Annotated in this window: 21 protein-coding genes and 1 pseudogene; 16 read left to right on the plus strand and 6 right to left on the minus strand. The window is 41.8% G+C overall.

The features are described 5' to 3' along the window. Positions 1-6: 6 nt before the first annotated feature. Positions 7-564 (plus strand): 5-(carboxyamino)imidazole ribonucleotide mutase, encoded by a 558-nt coding sequence (gene purE / locus RTL34_RS03935; RefSeq protein ID WP_203171455.1) that lies wholly within the window; start codon positions 7-9, stop codon positions 562-564. A 40-nt stretch (positions 565-604) separates the two neighbouring features. Here the strand turns inward: purE and RTL34_RS03940 are convergent, their stop codons facing one another. Together RTL34_RS03940 and RTL34_RS03945 are read right to left on the minus strand one after the other, a co-directional pair. After that, the gene (locus RTL34_RS03940) at positions 605-1,267 is read right to left on the minus strand and encodes a DUF3226 domain-containing protein (RefSeq protein ID WP_060995081.1); all 663 of its coding nucleotides are present in this window, start codon (positions 1,265-1,267) and stop codon (positions 605-607) included. Beyond that, on the minus strand, positions 1,267-2,340 hold the full coding sequence (locus RTL34_RS03945; RefSeq protein ID WP_095356173.1) for an AAA family ATPase: 1,074 nt from the start codon (positions 2,338-2,340) through the stop codon (positions 1,267-1,269). Before RTL34_RS03945 ends, RTL34_RS03940 begins: the two co-directional genes overlap by 1 nt. 151 nt (positions 2,341-2,491) lie before the next feature. Between RTL34_RS03945 and RTL34_RS03950 the strand changes: the two genes are divergently transcribed. The 4 genes from RTL34_RS03950 to RTL34_RS03965 are packed head-to-tail and all read left to right on the plus strand — an operon-like array spanning position 2,492 to position 9,370. Then, positions 2,492-5,437 carry a valine--tRNA ligase gene (locus RTL34_RS03950; RefSeq protein ID WP_312114746.1) on the plus strand — a complete coding sequence of 982 codons (2,946 nt, stop codon included), beginning with the start codon at positions 2,492-2,494 and terminating at the stop codon, positions 5,435-5,437. Positions 5,438-5,485: 48 nt separating this feature from the next. Beyond that, positions 5,486-6,556, plus strand: coding sequence for an AAA family ATPase (locus RTL34_RS03955; RefSeq protein WP_312114748.1), 1,071 nt, complete (start codon positions 5,486-5,488; stop codon positions 6,554-6,556). Continuing rightward, on the plus strand, positions 6,556-8,289 hold the full coding sequence (locus tag RTL34_RS03960) for a hypothetical protein (protein ID WP_312114750.1): 1,734 nt from the start codon (positions 6,556-6,558) through the stop codon (positions 8,287-8,289). The genes RTL34_RS03955 and RTL34_RS03960 overlap by 1 nt, the downstream gene beginning before the upstream one ends. Beyond that, positions 8,282-9,370: a hypothetical protein gene (locus RTL34_RS03965; RefSeq protein ID WP_312114752.1), complete on the plus strand. Its 1,089-nt coding sequence runs from the start codon at positions 8,282-8,284 to the stop codon at positions 9,368-9,370. Before RTL34_RS03960 ends, RTL34_RS03965 begins: the two co-directional genes overlap by 8 nt. Positions 9,371-9,415: 45 nt before the next feature. On the opposite strand, the gene polA is transcribed toward RTL34_RS03965, so the two are convergent. Next, a complete protein-coding gene (polA, locus tag RTL34_RS03970) occupies positions 9,416-12,262 on the minus strand; it encodes a DNA polymerase I (RefSeq protein ID WP_312114754.1) in 2,847 nt (948 codons plus the stop codon). Positions 12,263-12,632: 370 nt separating this feature from the next. Between polA and RTL34_RS03975 the strand changes: the two genes are divergently transcribed. The 5 genes from RTL34_RS03975 (at position 12,633) to RTL34_RS03995 (ending at position 15,439) form a co-directional block, all read left to right on the plus strand. Continuing rightward, complete coding sequence (locus RTL34_RS03975) at positions 12,633-13,448, plus strand: thioesterase family protein (protein WP_007116127.1); 816 nt, start codon at positions 12,633-12,635, stop codon at positions 13,446-13,448. 22 nt (positions 13,449-13,470) lie between these two features. Further along, positions 13,471-14,124 (plus strand): methyltransferase domain-containing protein, encoded by a 654-nt coding sequence (locus tag RTL34_RS03980; RefSeq protein ID WP_065253631.1) that lies wholly within the window; start codon positions 13,471-13,473, stop codon positions 14,122-14,124. A 70-nt stretch (positions 14,125-14,194) separates the two neighbouring features. Further along, positions 14,195-14,458, plus strand: coding sequence for a transposase (locus RTL34_RS03985; RefSeq protein ID WP_050325022.1), 264 nt, complete (start codon positions 14,195-14,197; stop codon positions 14,456-14,458). Beyond that, complete coding sequence (locus tag RTL34_RS03990; RefSeq protein WP_050325023.1) at positions 14,455-14,958, plus strand: IS5 family transposase; 504 nt, start codon at positions 14,455-14,457, stop codon at positions 14,956-14,958. The genes RTL34_RS03985 and RTL34_RS03990 overlap by 4 nt, the downstream gene beginning before the upstream one ends. A gap of 115 nt (positions 14,959-15,073) precedes the next feature. Next, positions 15,074-15,439, plus strand: a complete 366-nt coding sequence (locus RTL34_RS03995) for a hypothetical protein (RefSeq protein WP_050325813.1) — start codon at positions 15,074-15,076, stop codon at positions 15,437-15,439. A 96-nt stretch (positions 15,440-15,535) separates the two neighbouring features. Here the strand turns inward: RTL34_RS03995 and RTL34_RS04000 are convergent. Next, positions 15,536-15,820, minus strand: a pseudogene (locus RTL34_RS04000) (alpha-hydroxy-acid oxidizing protein); the annotation flags it as partial. 89 nt (positions 15,821-15,909) lie between these two features. After that, positions 15,910-16,197 carry a glutaredoxin family protein gene (locus tag RTL34_RS04005; RefSeq protein WP_282850335.1) on the minus strand — a complete coding sequence of 96 codons (288 nt, stop codon included), beginning with the start codon at positions 16,195-16,197 and terminating at the stop codon, positions 15,910-15,912. A gap of 114 nt (positions 16,198-16,311) precedes the next feature. Here RTL34_RS04005 and mtgA point away from each other — a divergent pair, with 114 nt between their 5' ends. From mtgA to RTL34_RS04030, 5 genes are all read left to right on the plus strand, one after another. Beyond that, entirely contained in the window at positions 16,312-17,052 is a 741-nt protein-coding gene (gene mtgA / locus RTL34_RS04010) for a monofunctional biosynthetic peptidoglycan transglycosylase (RefSeq protein ID WP_083710758.1), read from the plus strand. A gap of 87 nt (positions 17,053-17,139) precedes the next feature. Further along, positions 17,140-19,338: a polyphosphate kinase 1 gene (ppk1, locus tag RTL34_RS04015; RefSeq protein ID WP_312114767.1), complete on the plus strand. Its 2,199-nt coding sequence runs from the start codon at positions 17,140-17,142 to the stop codon at positions 19,336-19,338. Between the two features lie 350 nt (positions 19,339-19,688). Beyond that, entirely contained in the window at positions 19,689-19,892 is a 204-nt protein-coding gene (locus RTL34_RS04020) for a hypothetical protein (protein ID WP_065253206.1), read from the plus strand. A gap of 127 nt (positions 19,893-20,019) precedes the next feature. After that, positions 20,020-20,370, plus strand: a complete 351-nt coding sequence (locus RTL34_RS04025) for a hypothetical protein (RefSeq protein WP_065253205.1) — start codon at positions 20,020-20,022, stop codon at positions 20,368-20,370. Between the two features lie 63 nt (positions 20,371-20,433). Next, complete coding sequence (locus RTL34_RS04030; protein WP_050325808.1) at positions 20,434-20,688, plus strand: hypothetical protein; 255 nt, start codon at positions 20,434-20,436, stop codon at positions 20,686-20,688. Between the two features lie 122 nt (positions 20,689-20,810). Here RTL34_RS04030 and RTL34_RS04035 read toward each other — a convergent pair whose 3' ends face one another. After that, entirely contained in the window at positions 20,811-21,458 is a 648-nt protein-coding gene (locus tag RTL34_RS04035; RefSeq protein WP_409455438.1) for a MiaE family protein, read from the minus strand. Between the two features lie 269 nt (positions 21,459-21,727). On the opposite strand from RTL34_RS04035, the gene RTL34_RS04040 reads away from it, so the two are divergent. Continuing rightward, positions 21,728-23,905, plus strand: coding sequence for a malate synthase G (locus tag RTL34_RS04040; RefSeq protein ID WP_312114771.1), 2,178 nt, complete (start codon positions 21,728-21,730; stop codon positions 23,903-23,905). The last annotated feature ends 28 nt before the right edge of the window (positions 23,906-23,933 follow it).

Consider the following 23,933-nt stretch of genomic DNA (forward strand, 5'->3'; position numbering starts at 1 on the left):
TTTTCCATGTCAGCAAGTCAGCCAAACGCCCAAACACACCAGCTACCACCTCCCATCCCATCGCCACAAGGTCAAGTCAAAGTCGGTATCATCATGGGTAGTCAATCTGACTGGGAAACCATGCAAAACGCCGCGCAAATGTTAGCGGATTTTGGGGTGCCCTTTGAGTGTGAAGTGGTATCGGCACATCGCACCCCTGATAGATTGTTTGACTATGCCAAAACTGCCAAAGCTCGCGGCCTGTCTGTGATTATCGCCGGGGCAGGCGGCGCGGCGCATCTGCCCGGGATGTGTGCGTCTCAGACGGATTTGCCTGTACTTGGTGTGCCTGTCAAGTCCTCCATCCTAAGCGGTTGGGACAGTTTGCTATCCATCGTGCAAATGCCCAAAGGGGTGGCGGTGGGTACGCTTGCCATCGGGGCAGCGGGTGCGGCAAATGCAGGGCTACTGGCAGCGCAAATTTTGGCGATTGGTGATAGCACGCTTGCGCAAAAAATCAGTGATTTTCGCGCCAAACAAACCCAAACAATTTTGGATAATCCTGTGCCTGGTAAAATGGATTGATTTTAATAAAAACCGCCCTTTAAAATGGCGGTTTTTTGCTTTATCCAAATGTGGTAATAAGCCAGTTTTTAAAATTTTGGTAGGTAGCGGTGTTTGGGTCAGCTAGTGCCAAGGCTTTTGATAAATCTTGGGTGGGTTTTGATTGGGTGGCAAGCCATGTATAAATCCGTGCTTTATCCAGTGATGTGGTAGGATTTTTAAAATGGCTTGTTCCAAGGCTATGGATAAAGTTTTCGATTTGTCCAAAATGATTTTGTTCATTCGTTGGCATCGTCATTTTTATCCAAGTTTCGAGATAGCCTTCATCTTGATTATTTGGCATTAGCCAAACGCCAATTGGGTTATCGTAATCTAAATTTTCAAAATAAATACCTAATTCATCATTTTGTTGTGGGAATTGATAAAATCCTAATGGGTTTAATCGCTCGCTAATTTGCCGTAGATTTTGGGTTTTAATATCGGTTTTATCAGTAAAATCCATGTCAACCAAAATACCAATATGGCTTACTTGTCCTGTTTCTAAAAGTTTTACTAACCTTGGCAGCTGTTGCAATACTGCTTGTTTTGTCGTGTAGGCGGTTGGCTCAAGGTCTTGGGGTGTTGCTACGTCAATGTTTAATTGAAGGTTTAGATTTTCATGACGCAAAAAAGTTTGGATAAATAATTTATCTGATTCTGCTTCAACAATAAGGTGCTTTATCATTATCTAACCTCAATATTCATTTTGGTTAGATTGTATAAGTCATCTTCATCAAATACGGTGGCGATAAGTTTGCCTTTATCAGATTTGCGGACGCTGTGACCCATGCGAAATAGTACGCCTTCCATGTCGGTGCGGTCTTTGGCGACTTGGGAAAAACTTTCGATACAGTCCCAACTGTGGGTAGTGGCAAATACTTGGATGTTAAAGCGGTGGGCGAGTTCAAAGATAAGTTCCCAAACTTTGGGCTGAACGCTGTAATGTAGTCCGTTTTCAAATTCATCTATTAAAAGGATACTATTTTTTGACTTTGGAATTTCTAAAATAATCTGTAATAGTCTGAAAATTCCATCACCCATTTGATGTAATGGTATTCTTCTTTCAATATTTTTAAGTCTAACAAATGGTATTCTTGTTTCAGAATCCACCAAACTTAGAAAAGCCAAGTTAGTTATATCGCTATCAATCAACTTAAGCATTTCCAAAACTAAATTTTCATCATCTGTTAATGCAATTTTATCCCATGAAGAAGCAAACAAATTTAAGTCAATGTTATTAGTAGTGATATAACCAAAATTAAAAGCTTTCTTTTTCATATGATGTGAATTTTCGGACATATCCATAAATAAAGCTCTATTACTTATAGCTTTGACTTCAAAGTTCATAAAATTTCTATCATCAATAAAATAGGTAAATGAATATCCTTTTTCTCTATCTATGTCCAAATTATTATTTTTACCATTCTTAACATAACCAAAAGTTAAATAATGGCTTTGATTTCCAATATAAGTCCAATTCAAAAAGGGGTCTTCATTAGATTTACTTATAATATTTTCAATTGAAAATACCTTAGATTCTATGTCTTTTGTATTTAGATGACGATATACATTTCTATTATTTGAAATAAATAGCATTACTTCAGGATTAAACCCACTTGCTAATAAAGCTAAGGCTTCAAGAACAGTACTTTTCCCCGAATTATTTTTTCCCACAATCAAATTCACATGACCCAATTTCTCAATCGTCACATCTTCCAAAATCCGAAAGTTCTTAATCTTTAGAGAGTCTAAGTGCATAACGCAAACCTTACGAGTTATTAACCCATTTATTATTTTATCAACCGCTATCTTACCCACAAAATACTCTACAATCTAGGCAATTTACGGTAAAATCCGTTAATTACCTTTTTGACATTCCTTTCTTTTTTATTGCAAAAGTTGACCATCTATGAGCACGCAACATCAAATCGCCCAAGCCTTAACGTCTTTAGAAAACGCTTACAACCCAAGCGACGTCGAAAACGGCATGTACCAAGTGTGGGAAGACAAAGGCTACTTTCAGCCAAGCTATGATAAACAACAATCGTTTTCTATTGCCCTGCCACCGCCGAATGTTACAGGCTCACTGCACATGGGGCACGGCTTTAACAATGCCATCATGGACACGCTCACGCGCTATCACCGAATGCTGGGCGAAAACACCCTCTGGCAACCAGGCACCGACCACGCAGGGATTGCTACGCAAATGGTCGTTGAGCGTCAATTGAACGCCCAAGGCATCAAACGCCATGATTTAGGTCGTGAAAAGTTCCTTGAAAAAATTTGGGAGTGGAAAGCCGAGAGTGGTGGCAACATCACCCGCCAAATCCGCCGTCTAGGTAGCTCGGTAGACTGGAGCCGTGAGCGTTTTACCATGGATGATGGCTTGTCCAATGCCGTCAAAGAAGTGTTCGTGCGTCTGTACGAAGATGGGCTGATTTATCGCGGTAAACGTCTAGTCAACTGGGATACCAAGCTACAAACTGCGTTATCCGACCTTGAAGTAGAAAATCATGACGAGAAAGGCTCACTGTGGCATTTTCGCTATTATTTGACCGATAAAAATGCTAAAACCCAAGACGGTAAAAATTACCTTGTCGTTGCCACCACCCGCCCAGAGACCTTGCTCGGTGATACCGCCGTTGCCGTGAACCCAGAAGACGCACGCTACCAGCACCTTATCGGGCAAACCGTGACGCTACCGATTACAGGTCGCATTGTGCCGATTGTGGGCGATGACAAAGCAGTGGACATGGAATTTGGCACAGGCTGTGTCAAAATCACGCCTGCCCATGACTTTAATGACTACGAAACAGGCAAACGCCACAATTTGCCGATGATTAATATCTTTGATAATTCAGCGCATATCTTGCCAGAAATGCAGATTTTTACTGATTTGCAAACCAAAGAGCCACAGCTTGAGCCCACGCCTAGCGAGTATGCAGGACTTGAGCGGTTTGCCGCGCGTAAGAAAATGGTTGAGCAAAGCGAGGCTGAAGGCTGGCTTGAAGAAATCAAACCGCATGATTTAAAAGTGCCCAAAGGCGACCGCAGTAACACCATCGTTGAGCCGTGGCTCACTGACCAATGGTATGTATCCATCGAAAAACTGGCAAAACCTGCCATCGAGGCGGTGGAAGACGGGCGCACCGAGTTTGTCCCTGCCCAGTACAAAAATATGTATATGGCGTGGATGCGCGATATCCAAGACTGGTGTATCAGCCGTCAGCTTTGGTGGGGACACCGTATCCCTGCGTGGTACGATGACGAGGGCAATATCTATGTCGGGCGTGATGAAGCGGAAGTCCGCCAAAAATACCACCTTGCTGATAGCCTAGCGCTGCGCCAAGATAGTGACGTACTAGACACTTGGTTTAGCTCGGCATTGTGGACGTTTAGCACCCTTGATTGGACAGGCGAGCTAAACTTTGACGACTATAGCCAAGCACTCAAAACCTTCCACCCAACCAGCGTATTGGTCACTGGTTTTGACATCATTTTCTTCTGGGTTGCCCGTATGATGATGATGACCATGTACTTTATCAAAGACAAAGACGGCAACCCGCAAGTGCCATTTAAGACGGTGTATGTGCATGGCTTGGTGCGTGATGGACAAGGGCAAAAAATGTCCAAATCCAAAGGCAACGTACTTGACCCGATTGACCTGATTGACGGCATTGATTTAGAAACCCTAGTCGCCAAACGCACCACAGGTCTTATGAACCCCAAAGACGCGCAAAAAATCGAAAAAGCCACGCGCAAAGAATTTGCCGACGGTATCCCTGCGTTTGGCACGGACGCACTGCGCTTCACTTTCACGTCGCTTGCCAGTACGGGACGTGATATCAATTTTGACCTCAAGCGCATTGAAGGCAATCGCAATTTTTGTAATAAGATTTGGAATGCCACCCGTTTTGTGCTGATGAACTGTGTCGATAAAGATGGCAATGCGCTAAACATCGACAAAACCGCCAATACTGAGTTGTGGGAATTGCCAGAGCAGTGGATTATGAGCCGTCTAAACTCCACGGTGAAAGCCATCCATGAGCACATGAGCCAGTACCGTTTTGACTTGGTGAGCCAAGATATCTATGAGTTTATCTGGAATGAATACTGCGACTGGTATGTCGAGCTTGCCAAATCGAGCTTAAACGATGAGTCGGTGAGTGCCGAGCGTAAAGCCCAAATCCGCTATGTGCTGCTCAACTGCCTTGAAGTCGCCATGCGCTTTACCCACCCGATTATGCCGTATATCACCGAGAGCATTTGGCAGACCATTGCCCCTATCATCGATAAAAAAGCGACTGACAGTATCATGACTGCTGCCTTCCCAACAGCGGATGACAGCCTAATCAGCCTACAGACCGAGCATGACATGACGTGGCTACAAGCGATGATTGGGGCGATTCGTAACATCCGCGGTGAGATGAAGCTTGGCAATGCGGTGCGTCTGCCTGTGCTACTTGACAACATCAGCGATGAGGAAACCGCGCGTCTAAGCCGTATTGAAAATCAGTTTAAATCGCTTGCCAAAGTCGATACGCTGACTATTGTGAATGCGGGTGACGGTTCTGATAAAGAGTTACCGTTGTCGTCATCAAGTATGGTCGGGCAGTTAAAAGTGCTAGTGCCGATGAAAGGCTTGATTGACCCAACGGCGGAGCTGAATCGCCTTGCCAAAGCGCAAGAAAAACTTACTAAACAAGCAGAAAGTCTGCGTAGTAAGTTGTCGAATGAAGCATTTGTGAGTAAAGCCCCTGCCAATGTGGTGGAAAGCGAGAAAGCGAAACTTGCTGAGATGGATAGCCAACTTGCCGAAATGAATAAGCAAATTGAGCAGTTAAAGGCGATTTGAATTGATATATAATTGAACAATATTTGAATATTTTAAAAGGTAAGAGTAATGACAAATCAACCCGTTCAAAAAATTATATTTGGTAGTCCTGGTACTGGTAAAAGCCATATGATTAAAGCTGAAATTTTACCTACTTTAGGAATTGGGAGTGAAAATAAAGAAAATGTTATAAAGGCAGTATTTCACCCCGAATATACTTATGGTGATTTTATTGGAAAGCTGTTACCAATAACAAGAGCGGGAAAAGTAGAGTATAATTTTTATGAAGGGCATTTTTTAAAAGCCCTTGCTCAAGCCTATAAAAATCTTATTTCTGCACATGATAAAAGTGGCACTAAAATCTCTGAGCCAGAGAATGTTGTTTTAGTGATTGATGAAGTTAATCGTGGTAACTCATCTGCCATTTTTGGTACAGTTTTTCAATTATTGGATAGGGATGATGATGGTTGGTCTAGCTATGATACAACCATTAATGGTGTAACATTTGTTAGGTTGTTAGAGTTGATTGGGTTTGGTTTTACTTATGATATTAACGGAAATATAGATGAATATAAGTTTAAAGGATTTGACAACGCTAAAAAACTAGAAACTTTTCAACCGAAATTTGCGTACTTAAATTTTGATTTAGTCAATAAAACCATCAAAATACCGCCTAATTTACATATCATTGCTACTATGAATACGTCTGATAATTCTATTTATCATATGGATACTGCATTTAAGAGACGTTGGGATTGGGAGTTTATAGATATAGATTCCAAGTCAATCGCAGAGCATGGTGTGGCTTTCTATTACGACTCTGATAATGAAAAAGACCCTAAAAATAAAGAATACTTTAATTTCATTCAAAATTTGAATAACTTTATTAAAGCTAACCATAACTATATTAGAGGTATTGAGGACAAACAGATTGGTAAATATTTTATTAAAGGTTTCGACAATCAAATTAGTTATGCAGTAGTTCAAAGTAAGTTGATGTTTTTCATTTGGGATAGCGTGTTTAATCGAGATAAAAAACCCTTGGCTGACTTACTAGGTGTATCAAAAGATGAATTAGTGACTTTTGGCGATTTTGCTCTAAAAGTAAAGGCATTTATAAAAGCAATACAGGAAAGGTAATGTTTAATTTTAATGAACTAGCCATTGTTCAGCCAAATGAGCCAAATTGTTATCGTGGATCATTTGTGGGTATTCGCCAAGATAAATATTTGGGAAAAATGGCTTTTACTGTGCCGAAAGGGTTTGAAGATTTTGAAGTCAATTATGAGAATGTCAAGAATTTATTTTTCTCTATGTATCGAACATTTGACAAGTTCTTAGAGACTGCCAAAAAAAATGAAAATCTAGATGATAAGCCAACAGGAAAAGATAATGCTCAAATTGATAATCATAGCGGGGCTTATATATTTACTGATGAAGATAACAATGAGACCATCTTATATAGCAAAATAGATTTAATTGATAGTATTTTTCAACTTTATAAAGAAATGGAAATCGAATCTCTAATTCAAGAACTTGGCTTAGTTGAAGATATTGACTACTCAAAAATAGATAGATATTTAGATAAAGGCGTTTATTTAGATAATCACGCAATTTTTATCGAAAATATGGTTGGATATCGCAATATTGTGCGAGGTGTACCATCCGAATTAATAGAGCTTTTCTGTTATATTTATACTGAATTAGCAGATGAATTAAAACAAGAAGTATTTGAGAGTATTAAAGAAATTTCATTTAACTTTTCTTATAAATTTCTTAGTCCAGAACAAAGCCTATTTTCTGAATATTCGTTTGAATCTACAATGAATACGTTAAAAGATTGTTTGGATAATATTCATAAAATGACGGCTTATAAAAATGGTCAATATTGGGATATTTATGAGGCAGTTGAGCACTTTTTATATGGCAGCTTAGAATTTGATAAAGATAGTAGTCAGGGATTTTGGGGTATAAATAATTTTAGCTACATATGGGAAGAAATGTGTAATTATATGGTAGCAGTAAGTAATGAGTATAAAATCTTATACTGTGATACAAAACTACCTTTAAATCAATATAAGGATCATCTATTAAAGCAAAATAGAATTTGGATAGATAAAAGTGAAATTGAAAATGTATTTCATATTGATTTACATGGGTATAAACGTTGGCTTAGACCAGATATTATCACTAGACCAGTAATAGCAAACGATTACAATGAAAATCCTTTAGACAGTGTAATTAAAGGTGAAAAGAATATTTTATCTATTAAATCACACGAAGTAAAATCTCGTTTATCCTTTGGCACAAATAATATCAATATAGATTTCTCTCTTAATGTAAATAGAGAAATTAATGCAAACCAAAATTCCGATATTATCAAAAAAGGGGAAGAAATTTTTAATAGATTCTCTAATTATTTTTCTAATCTTTACAGGATAAAAGGAGTGGCTCATGGCTCGCTAAAGGGATACCAATATATCCCAAAAGGTAAGTATTCATTTAGTGTAAAAAATATCTCAAAAGATAAATATGATGAAATTTATCAAAAAATATTTAATAGTTATGAAAATAATAATATAGAAAATGAGAATAGGACATATATTACTGACTGGAAGTATTATTCTGACAGTGATTTTGAAAAAATAGATTATAGAAATAACGATAGGATTAATATAAGTATTATCAAATCACTAGCATATGAGTTTTGTTTGCAACAGGCTTTAGATATACCAATTAACAGTCAATTCGCTATTCCATTTTATGATTTTAACTGTAATGATATAGTAATAGATTTGAAAATGTTAGATTGTACTATTGAATTAGTAAAAATGAATTTTTTGAAAATTCAGGAGATATATTTAAATGACTGATTTTCAAAGTGAGTTTGTATTTGGTTTACAAGGCAAACGTTATCAAGATTTTATTACCGATATAGCAATGCCCGAAATTTCAAAAGTATTAGGCACTAATGATTATGAAGTCGTTGGTTTTGATGGTCACTTATCCTTCAAAGATTTTGAAAATAAAAAAAATTCTATTGCTAGTCATATTTATATGATTTTTTTAAAAGATATTATTAAGAATGAAGAGACGGGTAAAGTATCTTTCACCAAAAAAGTATGTGTTACACTTGATGAAAGATTATGTAATGACAATTGCCCAAATACAGGGCGGAGAATTGCGAAAATCAAATTAGCTAATGTTGATTTAGCTTACTTCATTTATTTTAACGTAAAAGAATTTTTTGATTTTGTTTATGATAGTTATTCTAACCCATTTCAACATGAAATAACTCCTATAATTTCAAGAACAAACATACCAAAGATAGATAAAGATAATGTAGATTTTAATGATGTACTCAGCATCTCAAAAACTGAAAAGAATATAATTTCTGACAGCGATAAAAATGATAAATCTATTTACAAATCCTTTTCTGAATTGGCTTTTTTGAGAAAAGATAAGCTAGATGATAATCAGATTGAAGGTTTAAATAATCAAAATGACAATGAATTTAAAGAAATTACGGGATATATTCATAATCATAATTATGGTAGAGAATTTAGTTTTATTAGAGTTTCGTCAGATGATGAAGAAGGTTATCGAGTATGGCATATAGATTTTCCAGATATTAAGGAGCTTAGAGAAGGCACACCAGTTGCATTAATTTTGGAAAAAAGTTCTTTTAATAATGAACTCACTGTCGTGGACTTTAAGCCTTGTTGCTATGAAGATTTGAACTTTGTAAAGAGATTTAAAGGAACCTTAAAAAAAATATCAATTAGCTATGCTATTATCAAAAGCGAATCTGTAAGTATTATTGTTCCTTACTACCTAATACAAAATTTAGATGAAGATAAAATTTACGATGTTGAGTGCGTTGCAATTGAATCTTACGACAGAAAAAAAGAACAAATGGGCTGGCAAGCTTTAGAATTTTATATACTAGGTTAAAAGAAAACCCACAAAATCTGTGGGTTTTCTTTTAAGCTTAAAAAATCAATGCGCCTCATCCCAATTATCACCAATGCCCACTTCAACGACAAGCGGCACCGCAAAATCCACATCCCAGCCTTTATCTTTGGCTGTCTTAGATAGCACATCTTGCATGGCGTTCTTTATAAGTTTAGCGATTTCATCGACTTTGTCTTCATCCGCTTCAAACACCAGCTCATCATGCACCTGTAATAGCATTTTGGCATGGTCGTGGGGCAAGACCTCATTCACCGCAATCATAGCAAGTTTGATGATATCGGCAGCCGAGCCTTGTAGTGGCGCATTAATCGCCGCGCGTTCTGCCGCTTGGCGCACGCCGCGGTTGGGGTGCTGCATATCGGGGGTGAATAGCTTACGCCCCAAAATCGTGGTGATATAACCTTGGTTTTGCGCAGCCGTGCGGGTGGCTTGCATATAGGCACGGACTGTCGGGTAGCGGGCGAAGTACAGCTTGATATAGTCTTGCGCTTGCTGGCGAGTAAAGCCCAACTGCTTGGCAAGCCCAAATTCACTCATGCCATAGAGTAGCCCAAAGTTGACCGCTTTGGCTTGGCGGCGTTCTTCGCTCGTCACATCATCAAACGCCTTGCCCAAAATCTCAGCGGCGGTGGCGCGGTGAATGTCATGCCCTTCTTGAAACGCTTTGATAAGCACAGGGTCATTGGCAAAGTGTGCCATCAGCCGAAGCTCAATTTGCGAATAGTCTGCCGATAGCACTTTGCGACCTTTGGGGGCAATAAACGCGCCACGAATGAGCCGCCCAGTATCGGTGCGAATCGGGATATTTTGCAAATTCGGCTCAGTCGATGACAACCGTCCTGTGGTCGTCAACGCTTGATGATAACTGGTATGTACACGGTCGTTGCTGTCCGCCACGTTTGCCAACGCGTCTGTGTAGGTGCTTTTAAGCTTGGACAGACTGCGATGCTCAAGCACGGTTTCAATCAGCGGATGGTCGATGGTGGCAAGCACCGCTTCACTGGTGGAGTATTGCCCTGTTTTGGTTTTTTTACCACCTGTAATGCCTAAGCGGTCAAACAGCACTTCACCCAACTGCTTTGGACTGGCAAGGTTAAAGGTTTCGCCGGCTTGCGCAAAGGCGACTGTTTCAAGTGCTTGGATTTTTTCATCAAAGCGCGCGGATAGTTCCCCCAAAAACCCTTTATTGAGCAAAATCCCATCATGCTCCATTTGGCACAGGATTTGGGCAACAGGGATTTCTAGTTCATGCAGTAGCTTGGCGTTGTTCGGTTCTGCTTTGAGTTTGTCGCTAAACAGTTCAAATAGCTGATAGGTGATATCGGCGTCTTCACAGGCGTAGTCACTTGCCACATTTAAAGGGACTTTGTCAAAGGTGATTTGCTTGGCGCCTTTGCCTGCCACATCTTCAAAGGTGATGGTTTGGGTATGTAGATAGTGACGTGCCAAGTCGTCCATACCGTGACGGGTAGCAACGGCGTTAATCACATAACTGGCAAGCATGGTGTCCATTGCCCAGTTGCTCGGCTCGTTGATTAAGTCGATATCATAATTTGCCAAAATATGCGCGTCGTATTTTAAGTGCTGACCGATTTTGCCGATTTGTGGATTTTGCAAAATCGGTTTTAACTGGGCTAAAACATCGTCGCGGGCAAGTTGTTCAATCCGATTGCCCATCTCATCAACGTGGGCAACAGGCACATAATAGGCTTCATGCGATTGCAGCGCAAACGACAAGCCGACAAGCTCGGCATGTTGCCAATTCACATCGGTGGTTTCGGTATCAATGACAAAATGCTTTGATGCGCCAAGGCGTTGGATTAACGTATCAAAATCGGCTTGGCTGGTGACAGTGTGCCACTGCTTGTTGGCAGGGTTTTTGCTATCTTGGCTCGCTTTAATCGCTTCCACCACGGCATTTTGAGCAGGCTCAGCGGCTTTAAAATTGCCGTTATTGGATGGGTGAAACGGATGATTGAGCGACGCTATTTCGCTTTTAAATTCTAATTCGGTAAAAATTGCGCGTTTTTCTGCTATGTTAAAACTTGGGTCAGTCGGTAGTCGCAAAGTCTCCCAGTCAGGCACGATATCAAGGTCGGTGATAATGGTTGCCAAGCGTTTATCCAGCGCAATGCTGTCGGTGCTTTGCAAAAAAGTTTGTTGTTGCTTGCCTTTTAACTGGTCGACATTGGCAAGGATATTGTCAATGCTGTCGTATTGCTCAAGCAGTTTTTGCGCGGTTTTTGCGCCGATGCCTGCGACACCTTTGATACCATCCGACGCGTCGCCCATGAGGGTGAGATAGTCGATGATTTGACGGGGCTCAACGCCAAATTTTTCTTTGACCCCTGCGATGTCGTAACGCTTGTCATCAAAGCTGTTTTCCACGATGACGCAGGGATTGACCAATTGGCACATATCTTTGTCGCCTGTGGAGATGATGACATGATGACCTTCTAGGCAAGCACGGTGGGCGAGTGTGCCGATGATGTCGTCAGCTTCTACGCCTTCAATGGCGAGTAGCGGTATGCCCATCGCTTGTATCATCTTGTGAATGTAAGGGATTTGCTCGGCAAGTTCGGCGGGCATTTCTGGGCGGTCGCCTTTATAAATGGGGGAAAGCTTGTGGCGAAAGGTGGGCGCTTTGGTATCAAACGCCACCGCCATGTGCGTCGGGCGGTATTTTTCCATCAGTTTTTTGAGGGCGTTGAGCGTGCCGCGGATGGAGTTGGTGTGCAAGCCTTGGGTGGTTTGCATGGTGACAGGCAATGCGTGAAAATTGCGGAACATATAATATGAGCCGTCCACCAAGATAAACGGCGGCTTTTCGGTGTTGATGTGATCGGTATCAAGTAGGGCAGTTGCAGTCATAGGATTACTTATCTTTATGTTGTTAAAATATGGTGTCAAAATACAGGACAGTATCAAAATATAGGCTAATATCAAAATATAAGACAGTGTCAAAATACAGAAAAATTTTATATTATCCGCGTATTATACTGGCTTTTTGCGGCTAATCGTTAAGCATTTCAAACTCATTTATTGGCAGAAGCTGGATAGATTTTGGCGGATGCAAATCGGGTGTATGCTAAGTAAGTGCGAAGTTTGGCGGGTCGTGATAGCGGCAGCTTTGCAAAAATTCCACCAATAGCCGATAGCCAATGTGCTACAATTTTTTAGCAATTTTAGGCGTTTTACCAATTTTAGACACAACCAATTTTTAGGCATAAAAGGGAACTTTATGGGCAATAGCTATTACACACTGCTTGACTGCACCACGACCGATGATATCACCACATCAAACTACCGCTGCAATATCCACTGCCAAGGCGCATGGAATGATAACGAACAGCACATGGCGGCAGCAACAGGACTGTTGGCTTACGAGCTTGAACAATTCAAACCGCGCAGTGACATGCGTATCGGGCGCATCAGTCTGGATATTTTTGGGCTGATTCATTTTGGTGATGTTAGCGTGACCACCCACATTATCCGTCCGGGTCGCACTATCGAACTGGTCGAAACCACCATGGCAGCCAATGGCAAAACCTGTATCGTTGCCCGCGCGTGGCGTATGCAAACCAGCGATACCTCAGAGATTGCTGGGCTTGAAGATGAGCGAATCGGTCATCCAGAAAGCTACCCGAACTGGGACGGCATGAAGCATTGGGGCGGTGGCTATATTGACAGTATTTATCTCAAAGCCGACCCCGACAACCGCCAAGGTGATGGTATCGTGTGGATCAATACCGATATCGACATGGTCGAAGAAAACGGTCAAGCAAAGCCCACATCCGACTTTGTGCATTTGATGGGCATGGTCGATACCGCCAATGGCGTGGTACCGCGCATTCATCAACCCAATACCATTGAATGGTTTTTCCCCAATTTAGATTTGCAAATCCATCTGCACCGTATGCCTGTTGGGCGTTGGCTGGGACTTGAGACTGTGCAACAATTTGGGAGCGATGGCGTGGGTCTGACCAGTAGCGTGCTGCATGACGCACACGGCGCATTTGGTCGTAGCGAGCAAATTTTAACCATTCGAAAAGCCTAAAAAACTATCAGGAGCAGCAATCATGGAAGATAACAACACGCTAACTGAACACTCGGTCAACGACGCCGAATTTTGGCAAAAACGCTATGATGATGGCTACACTGGGTGGGACATCGGTAAAATTTCGCCACCCCTGCAAGCCTATATCGAGCATTTACTCGACAACGGCGTGAGTAAATCGGTACAGATTTTAATCCCGGGGGCGGGCAACGCCTACGAAGCAGGCTATCTTCATGAACAAGGTTTTAGCCATGTTTATGTGGTGGATTTTGCTAGGCTGCCTTTGGATAATTTTGCCAAGCGCTATCCCAGTTTTCCCAAAGCGCACCTGCTACAAGCGGATTTTTTTGGCTTAGACCCTGCGCAGTATCAGTTTGATTATATTATTGAGCAGACGTTTTTTTGCGCGATTGACCCCAGTAGACGCAGCGATTATGCCAAGCAAATGCAAAAGCTCCTCAAACCCACGGGTAAATTGGTGGGCTTGTTGCTAGATAAGCATTTTGAAAGCAGTCCACCGTTTGGTGGCGACAAGCAAGAATATGAAACATTATTTCAGCAGTTTTTCACCATTGATAAACTGGCGCCTTGCTATAATTCAATTAAGCCTAGACAGGGTAGCGAATTATTTTTTATCCTAAGCCAAAAGAAGGTAGAGAACGCAGGTGTCCTCTAAGAACCTGTATTCATAAATAAAAATAATATATTTCATTAAATATATTAACTTGTTATGTTAAAATCTACGGATGACAAATAAGAGCTATCCAACCGACCTAACAGACGAACAATGGCAACTCATCGCACCACATTTTAGCAACCAAAGACGCTACAAATGGGAAAAACGAGAGCTTATCAATGCCGTGCTTTATATTACCAAAACAGGCTGTCAATGGCGAATGTTACCCAATGATTTTCCACCATACGCGACAGTCTGGAGTTTCTATCGCAGAGCCAATCAAGCAGGGCTTTGGGATGAAATACTACAAACATTGGTTAAAAAAAACGATTGAGCGTTGGTAAAGAAGCAACACCCACGTATGCCATCATTGACTCTCAAAGTGTTAAAACCACCAGTAAATCAGAGCAAAAGGGCTTTGACGGTGGTAAAAAGGTTAAAGGTCGAAAACGACATATCCTTGTTGATACTATCGGTAATCTACTAGGCGTTGTTGTTCATGCGGCTAACATTCATGACACTAGAGCGGGTATTATGGTTGTTGATAAGGCATTAAAAACCTATCCAACCATTGAAGCTATTTCAGCAGATGCAGGTTATCGCAAAACCTTTGAGCAAGATGTTATGAACAATCATAATATCCCTGTTGATATTTCTACAAAAATCAATGGTGAGTGGAGAATCATTGCTAAACGTTGGGTGGTCGAGCGTAATTTCGCTTGGTTAAATAATGCTCGTCGTCTCGCTAAAGATTTTGAAATTACGGTTTTATCTGCTGAATCTTTTATTAAAATTGCTCATATCACTCAATTGTTGAGAAATATGTGCTTGTGAATACAGCTTCTAAGGGTTTATACTACTAATCGTTAAACCACTAATTTTTCAACTGCTAATCGTTATACTAGCATTTTTTTGGCGATACACACTGGTACACATTGAGGCAATCAAAATGATGTTTCTTGAACTTCATGAAGGCACGATTGGTTTGGACGATATAAAGCGTATCGTCCACAAGTTACTTGAGAACAAGGCGGTGTTTAGACAGTTAAGTCCACAACTTTACAATGATTTGGCTTATATCATCACCCCGACGCTCGCAAGCGACCACAATGAAGCCAATATCCGTGCCAAATTTCACGAAGTTGTGCAAAATTTTGTGATTCAAGGCGACAGTGGTCAGCCCATGCGGTTTTATCGTGATGAACAATTTAATCGCTTGTACTTTGCTGATGAAGCAGGCTGGAAAGAAGCGCAGGGTTTTGAAGCGCGGGAAATGGATGCAAGCTTACTGAAAAAACAATTACCTAAGCTTTAAAATCAGCTTTAAAAAAAGCTGTTAACAAGAGATTAGCAAAAGGACGGGCAAAGTGCCAAAACACTTCACATCCGTCCTTTCGTTTGCTACGGTCAACTAAGTACGCTCTCGCACAATGAAGGGACGAGTCAGCAAGTCTTCATACGTGCCTTTGATGAGGATATCTTTGCTCACCTGTTGGATATTGGTATAGCCACCAAATGCCATACTGATGTCCATCTCGTTGTAGATAATTTCAAGCGCGCGGCGCACACCGTCCTCGCCATATGCCCCCAAGCCATACAAAAACGACCGACCAATCATGGCGGCTTTTGCACCAAGGGCAATGGCTTTGAGCACCTCTTGACCTGAGCGTACGCCACTGCCCAAGAAAATCTCGCAGCTAGTGGCATGGCGTTGATGATAAAAAAATCTGCCAAGACATAATGAATTAAATTTTTAATATTATGCCAATAATCTATATGGGCTTTTCAGCTTAACGCTATAATATCCATGATGGAAAAAGGATAATATAACGTCTTGGTAGCGGTAACTAGCACAGGTATTTTATCAGCAAATTCCAGCATCTCTTGTTCTGGCAGCTCGGCAATATCAATCGACTGCCAGCGTATATCGGCAACGGCTTGTGCTTGCAGCAATAAGCTTTCAGCGATTTCACACAGATGACAGCCCACTGTGCCATATAATCGCCAAGTAGTTGGGTCAGCCATCATGTGATCGTGCGGATTTGTCATGTGTTGCGCGTCGAAGTCGGACATATTCTGCCTTAGCATGTAGCCAAAAATGCCATAATACGTTATATTTTTAGCTTAAGCCATCGCTGCTTTTGCCCCCGCCGTTAGGAATACACCGTGACCAAACCCGCTACCAAAATGTCGTTAAAGCCCAAACCTGTCAACACAGCTTTACCACCCACCAACCGCGGTATCGGGTTTGGCGGCTGGTTCAAGCGTATTTTGCTCATAGTCATTGCCTGTTTTGTTGCGTTTCATGTAATAGTTGCAGCCTTATTGGTTGTCTGGAAAACCCAGCCTATCAATAACAGTATGTTCATGATACTGTATCGCTTGGGCAATTTTGCCCCTGTCAGCCAGACGTGGGTGGATGATAATCAAATTTCGGTGAATGTAAAACGCGCGGCGATTGCCAGTGAAGATGCCAACTTTGTCAATCACGCTGGCTTTGATGTGCAGGGCATTGAGAATGCGATTAAGAAAAATGAAAAAGCGGGGGCTATCAGCGCGGGCGGCTCAACCATTAGCCAACAGCTTGCCAAGAATTTATTTTTATACCCCAATCGCTCGTATTTTCGCAAAGGCGAAGAAGCGTTAATTACCTTGATGATTGAAAATATGTGGACCAAAGAGCGGATTTTGCTTGCTTATCTCAATGTCGCAGAGTTTGGCAAAGGCGTGTATGGCATTGAAGCAGCCGCTCAGCACTACTACCATAAGTCGGCAGCGCATTTGACCAAGCGACAAGCCGCATCTTTGATTGCCATGCTACCTAACCCCAAATATTTTGAAGACCACCGTAACGACCGCCGCCTGCTTAACAAAACCCAAATTATTCTACGGCGCATGGGTGCGGCAGATTTGCCCGACACGGAATAGTCAAGAAACTCATTTATCATTACACGCTTATCATTACATTGTTAACTTTACACTGTTAAAAATGCTTGACCATAAAAGGACTGTGCTATGCCAAACACTGCTAAACAAGATAGACCCAGCGAAGAGTATGTATCAGAAATTAATCCGATACTAGGCTTTAACAGTATTTGCTACCCAAACGTGTTTGAATACAAACAAGACGATAGCGAGCTGTATTTTAATCGTGAATTGTCACTGTTACAGTTCCATCAGCGGGTACTCGCCCAAGCCACCAATCCCCGCCACCCACTGCTTGAAAGACTATTTTTCTTGATCATTTTTTCATCCAATTTAGATGAATTTTTTGAAATCCGTGTCGCAGGCTTGATGCAAAAAGTACAAATGGGCGATGTGGTGAGCAGTATCGATGGTATACGCCCCAGTAAGGTTTTGTCATATATCTCTGAAATCGCCCATCATGCGGTAGATGAGCAATACCGTATTTTGAACGATGAAATTTTGCCTGCACTGGCGGAGCAAGACATTCGCTACTTAAAACGTGATGAATTGACCCAAGAGCAAGCCGCATGGGTAAAAAAATACTTTGCCGAACAAGTCGCGCCGGTGCTGACGCCGATTAGTATTGACCCTGCACATCCTTTTCCTAGATTGGTGAATAAAAGCTTGAATTTTATGGTGGGCTTAGAGGGCAAAGATGGCTTTGGTCGCGATATTAACATGGCAATTGTCCCTGCACCCCGAAGCTTACCGCGGGTTATTCGCTTACCCAATGAACTGACAGGCGGTAAAGAACATCATATCATGCTCACCGCAGTGATTCACGGGCATATCGAAGACTTGTTCCCTGGCATGACGGTCACTGGCTGCCACCAATTTCGTTTGACCCGTAACGCCGATTTAGATTTATCCGATGATGTCGAAGACTTGGCGAAAGCGTTGGAAGGTGAGTTAGAGAACCGACGATTTGGTGCCAAAGTGCGCTTAGAAGTGACGACCTATTGCCCACAGCCGATGGTGGATTATCTACTTGATGAGTTTGGTTTAAGCCAAGAGCAGCTATACCGTGTCAATGGTCCTGTCAATTTGACGCGCTTGTTGTTTGATTTTAAAATCCCAAATTTGCGTTATCAGTCGTTTAATCATGCCATTCCCAAAGCGTTTCGCCGTGATAGCTTGGACAAAAATGAAAATGTGTTCCATGCCATTCGTAAGCAAGATGTATTGGTGCATCACCCGTTTCATTCGTTTTCACCTGTGGTCAACATTTTGCGCCAAGCCGCCAATGACCCGCATGTATTAGCCATCAAACAGACCCTTTACCGCTCAGGGACAAATTCTGAAATTGTCCAAGCGCTGGCGGAAGCTGCGCGTAAAGGCAAAGAAGTCACCGCTGTGATTGAGCTGCGTGCGCGCTTTGATGAAAAATCCAACATCGAAGTAGCAAACTTTCTGCAGCAGGCTGGGGCAGTGGTGGTGTATGGCATCGTAGGCTACAAGACCCACGCCAAGCTGATGATGATTGTGCGCCGTGAGGAAGATAAAATCCGCCGCTATGTGCATTTGGGCACGGGTAACTACCATGCGGGCAATGCCAAAGCTTATACCGACTATGGTCTATTTACCGCCAATGAAGCAATCACCGAAGATGTGCATAAAATCTTTAACGAACTCACAGGCATGGGCAAACCAGCCAAAGTGCAAAAACTACTGCATGCCCCCTTCACCTTGCATGACAGACTCATGGGCTTTATCGACAACGAAATTGCCCATGCCAAAGCAGGCAAAGAGGCGCATATCATTATCAAGGTCAATGCGATGACCGAAAAACTATTGATTGACAAGCTATATGAAGCATCGCAAGCAGGCGTTAAAGTCAATCTGATTATTCGTTCGATGTGTTGTATTCGTCCGCAATTACCCGGCGTATCCGACAACATCACCGTGCGCTCTATCGTCGGGCGGTTTTTGGAGCATACCCGCGTGTATTATTTTGCCAATGGCCATCAAAATCCCAATGCTAATGGCAAACGTACCCACCGTTTATATTGCGCCAGTGCAGACTGGATGGATCGTAATTTGTTTAGCCGTGTTGAAGTGGCTTTCCCCATTGAAGACCCGGTCGTCTTTAAACGCATTATGGAAGATTTGCACAATTACCTCAATGACAATGTCAATGCATGGGAGCTTGATGCCAAAGGTACATGGCGAGCGATTACCCCTGGTGAAGGTGAAACAGCATTCTCGGCACAAGATTATTTATTAGCCAAAATCACCAGAAAAAGCTAATTTTGCTAGTCATAGGTTTTGAGTCAATTACACCGCTATCTACAGAAGATGGCGGTTTTTTGTTGATGAATGCGCTGACTTACACCTAGCGTTCAAAATTTACCGAATAGTAATAAATCTGCTAAAATTTCACACAGCTAAACACTTATCACATAGTGATAACAGCTTGTTACGCGAATACTTATCACTAACCGCCTTTATTTGCTACTATCAAATCATGAAATTATAAGTATAAAAGCGATTGAATTGGCTATTTTTTTTACATAAATTTAATCGCGCTCTATTTAAAAGTCTATGGTTAAAATCTTTGACTTAAATTGATACTAATAAAAAACATAAGGAAAATTACCATGTCACAGAATCAAGCACAAAATCAATCACAGAATCAGTCAAGCAACCAAACCGAGATTCAAAAAGCGACAGAAAATGTGGATCCCAGTCAATTATCAGAAAATTTGGACAAGCAAAATAGCGTGAAAGGTGAGCCACAAGACTTAGACAAAAGTGAAAACACCCCTTTTATTGACGAGTCATTGCGTACTGACAACCGCTAGAATTTTAATTGTTAAGCTTTTGAATACTAAGCTTTTAATCATTAAATTTTGATTGACTAATTTATATAGCTCAACCTGTAAAAATAATAACCAATTGAGCGATAACAATTAATTAAAGGAATAAAAAATGCAAAATCAAAATAACGTAGAAATTGTAGATCCAAAAACGGGTGTTGCTGTGACCCCCCAAGCCGTTGTAGTAGAAGACAGTGTCACTCACCAATCAGGGGATGGTTTGACCACAGGCATGTCACCCTCAATGGAAACGCCTGATATTTTTGATAATACTCCACAAGCGGCGGTAAAAGTCCAATCCGCAGAAGACGTGGCGAATGGCGAATTATCGGATGAAAATGTGGCACGTATTTCTGAGGAAGAGGCGCAGAAATTACAGCAAACTGCCCAAGCCAATCTTAATGCAGAAAATTCACTGCATACATTATCAGATGGTAGTGTAGATATCGACCGAGATCACTAATTTTCGATATCACTAAGTTAAGTTTAAGCATTTTATTGGGTTGATATCGAAAAAGGAATGACCATGAATTCACCAGAAGCACAAACCAAACACGTTAATTTAGGCGATAAGTCTGCCGAGTTTGTCGATCGTCGTAACCAACCGGGACAAGCGTTTGATGATAATGTTAATGAACATACCATTGGCGGGGACGCGGTTGGTAATGAACAGCTAAAAAGCGACACCATTAATGAGCGCAATCTTTATAGTACCCCAGAAAATGCCCAAAAACGCACTATAAATCCTGATGGCTCTATTCCAAGCGTTGGTAGTGAGTGACAGTAAATGGCAGTGAGTCAGTTTAAGGATTAAATTGTAATTGTAATAGCTAACCATCCACCCCATTTGATGGTTAGCTTTTTTTATCGTTACAGTCTACAAAAACCTCACGCAATCCAACCTCATGCAATCCAACTGGGTACCCCACTATGAAAGCGTAATTCATCATCGGGTTCATTGATGAGCTGCGTTTCTATTTGACGAAAAAACGCCACCCGCGCATCAATCGGCTCGTGACTGATACTTTGCGCCAATGCCAAATAATCTTCGAAATGGCGACTTTCTGATCTTAGCAAATAGCGATAATATTTTGCCAAACGCTCATCCTCAATCACTTGTGACAGTGCCCAAAAACGTTCACACGATCTGGCTTCGATGAAAGCACCAATAATTAACGTGTCTATCATCGCTTGCGGCTCATAAGTGCGTTTATGTTTGAGCATACCCGTGGCGTAGCGACCTGCAGCAATATGTTGCCACGCTTGTCCACGCTCTGCCATCAATCCCATCACTTGCTCATAATGGAGCATTTCTTCTCGAATCAGCTGAGCAAGTTTTAATTGCAGCTCGGTATGCGACATATAGCGAAAAATCAAATTCATCGCCGTGCCTGCGGCTTTTTTTTCACAATTGGCATGATCTTGGATGATGGTCGGCAAATCTGCCATTGCGGCTTTTAGCCATTTATCCGACGTCGTACAACCCAAAAACGCCAAAACAGGGGTGATATCAATGGGTTTTGGCTGATAGACAGAGTTATCGTTATCCAAGTCGATGACGGCTAATTCATCAAAACTGCTGTCCGTTTGTAGTGGGTTATTGATAAGAGCGGAATTTGACAAGGGGTTACTCACTTATTCACAAGTTAATAAAGTGATATTTTACCAAAAATCAGCGATAAAACCCTTAGCACAAAAATTTATATATAACGATTATTTAAAAAATAAATAGTTTTTATTTCTTTATTTTTATAAATGATGTTCGTATAATCAAATGTGAATTTTTTGCTATTTTAGGTCATAACATAAGGAAAAATGCCATGTCACAACGCGTTCAAAAGGGTAGTCTAGCGATTGATACAGAGCTTTATAACTTCATTGCCAATGAAGTTACGCCAGTCGTGGGCATCGATAACGAAAAATATTGGCAAGAATTTGAAAAAATTGTCAAAGCATTCCAACCCCGTAATAAAGCATTGTTGGCAAAACGTGACGAGATTCAAACCCAAATCGATGACTGGCATGACAAAAACCCCGCTAGCAACGGTCAAATCGATAAAGCCGCTTATACCCAATTTTTAAAAGACATCAATTACATCGTGCCAGAAGGCGATGACTTTTTGGTTGAAACCCAAAACGTGGATGACGAAATCGCCCATATCGCAGGCCCACAGTTAGTGGTACCCGTACGCAATGCCCGTTATGCGCTAAACGCAGCAAATGCGCGTTGGGGCAGCTTGTATGATGCGCTATACGGTACTGATGTCATCGATGAGACCAATGGCGCAGAAAAAGGCAAAGGCTACAACCCTGTTCGTGGTGCCGAAGTCGTAAAATACGCCAAAAACTTCTTGGATGCCAACTTTGCCTTAGCTGAGGGTAAATATGCTGACGTTACCGGTTTTAAGGTTGAAGACGGTAAATTAGTGATACTTCAAGGCGATAAAACTACCTCATTAGCCCAGCCAGAAAAATTCGCAGGTTTTCTAGGCGATGCGGCAAATCCAACGGGTATTTTACTGAAAAACAACGGCCTACATGCCGAAATCCAAATCGACCCATCAAGCCATGTGGGTAAAGATGACCCTGCAGGCATCAAAGATGTCTTGATGGAAGCCGCGGTTACCACCATTCAAGACTGTGAAGACTCAGTCGCTGCCGTTGACGCCGAAGAGAAAGTAGAAGTATATCGCAACTGGTTTGGCTTGATGAAAGGCGACCTGAAAGACACCTTTGAAAAAAATGGCAAACAAACCACGCGCGCCATGCACCCTGACCGTGAATATACTGCACCAGATGGTGGTAAAATCACCTTGCACGGCCGTTCAGTGATGCTAATTCGCAACGTCGGTCACTTGATGACCAACCCCGCGATTTTAGTCGATTTTGAAGGTCAGCAAGAAGAAATTTATGAAGGTATCATGGATGCGCTAATCACACCACTGTGTAGCCTGCCAGATATCTTGGGTAAAAACAGCTTAAGCAATTCACGTACAGGTTCAATGTATATCGTAAAACCAAAAATGCACGGTCCAGAAGAAGTGCAATTTACGGTAGATTTATTCTCAGCGGTAGAAAAAGCGTTAAACCTACCCGAGAATACCTTAAAAGTCGGTATCATGGATGAAGAGCGCCGTACTACCGTTAACTTAAAAGAATGTATCCGCGTTGCTAAAAACCGCGTTATCTTTATTAACACAGGCTTTATGGATCGTACCGGTGACGAGATGCACACCAGTATGAAAGCAGGTCCCTTTGTCCGTAAAAACGACATGAAAAATACCGATTGGCTCAATGCTTATGAGCGTTGGAACGTAGACATGGGCGTCAAATTGGGCTTACCTGGTAAAGCGCAAATCGGTAAAGGCATGTGGGCAAAACCTGACAACATGAAAGAAATGGTTGCCACCAAGTCCAATCATCCAAAATCAGGCGCGACTTGTGCTTGGGTACCATCACCGACAGGCGCGACGCTTCACGCCATGCATTACCATGAAACCAACGTCATGGACGTGTTAGATAATATCAAAGACCGCGAGCCCGCCAAGCTTGATGACATTTTGACCGTGCCACTTGCTACGGATACCAACTGGACAGATGAGCAAAAAACTGCCGAGCTTGAAAACAACATTCAAGGTATCTTAGGATATGTAGCGCGCTGGGTTGACCAAGGCGTTGGCTGTTCTAAGGTACTGGATATTGACGACGTTGCCTTGATGGAAGACCGCGCTACCTTGCGTATTTCTAGCCAGCACGTCGCCAACTGGCTAACGCATGGGGTTGTGACGCCTGAGCAAGTGGATGACGTACTCAAACGTATGGCAAAAATGGTCGATGAGCAAAGTAAAGACGATCCTGCTTATATCCCAATGGCAAATGACTATAACACTTGGGCATATAATGCAGCTCGCGATCTTATCTTTAAAGGTACAGTACAACCCAGCGGATATACTGAGCCATTGTTACATCAAGCCCGTCTTAATCTCAAAGCTAACTAGATTTTAGCCATTCAAACCTATCAATTAT

Source organism: Moraxella sp. CTOTU47915, assembly GCF_031986685.1.
GTDB lineage: Bacteria > Pseudomonadota > Gammaproteobacteria > Pseudomonadales > Moraxellaceae > Faucicola > Faucicola tetraodonis.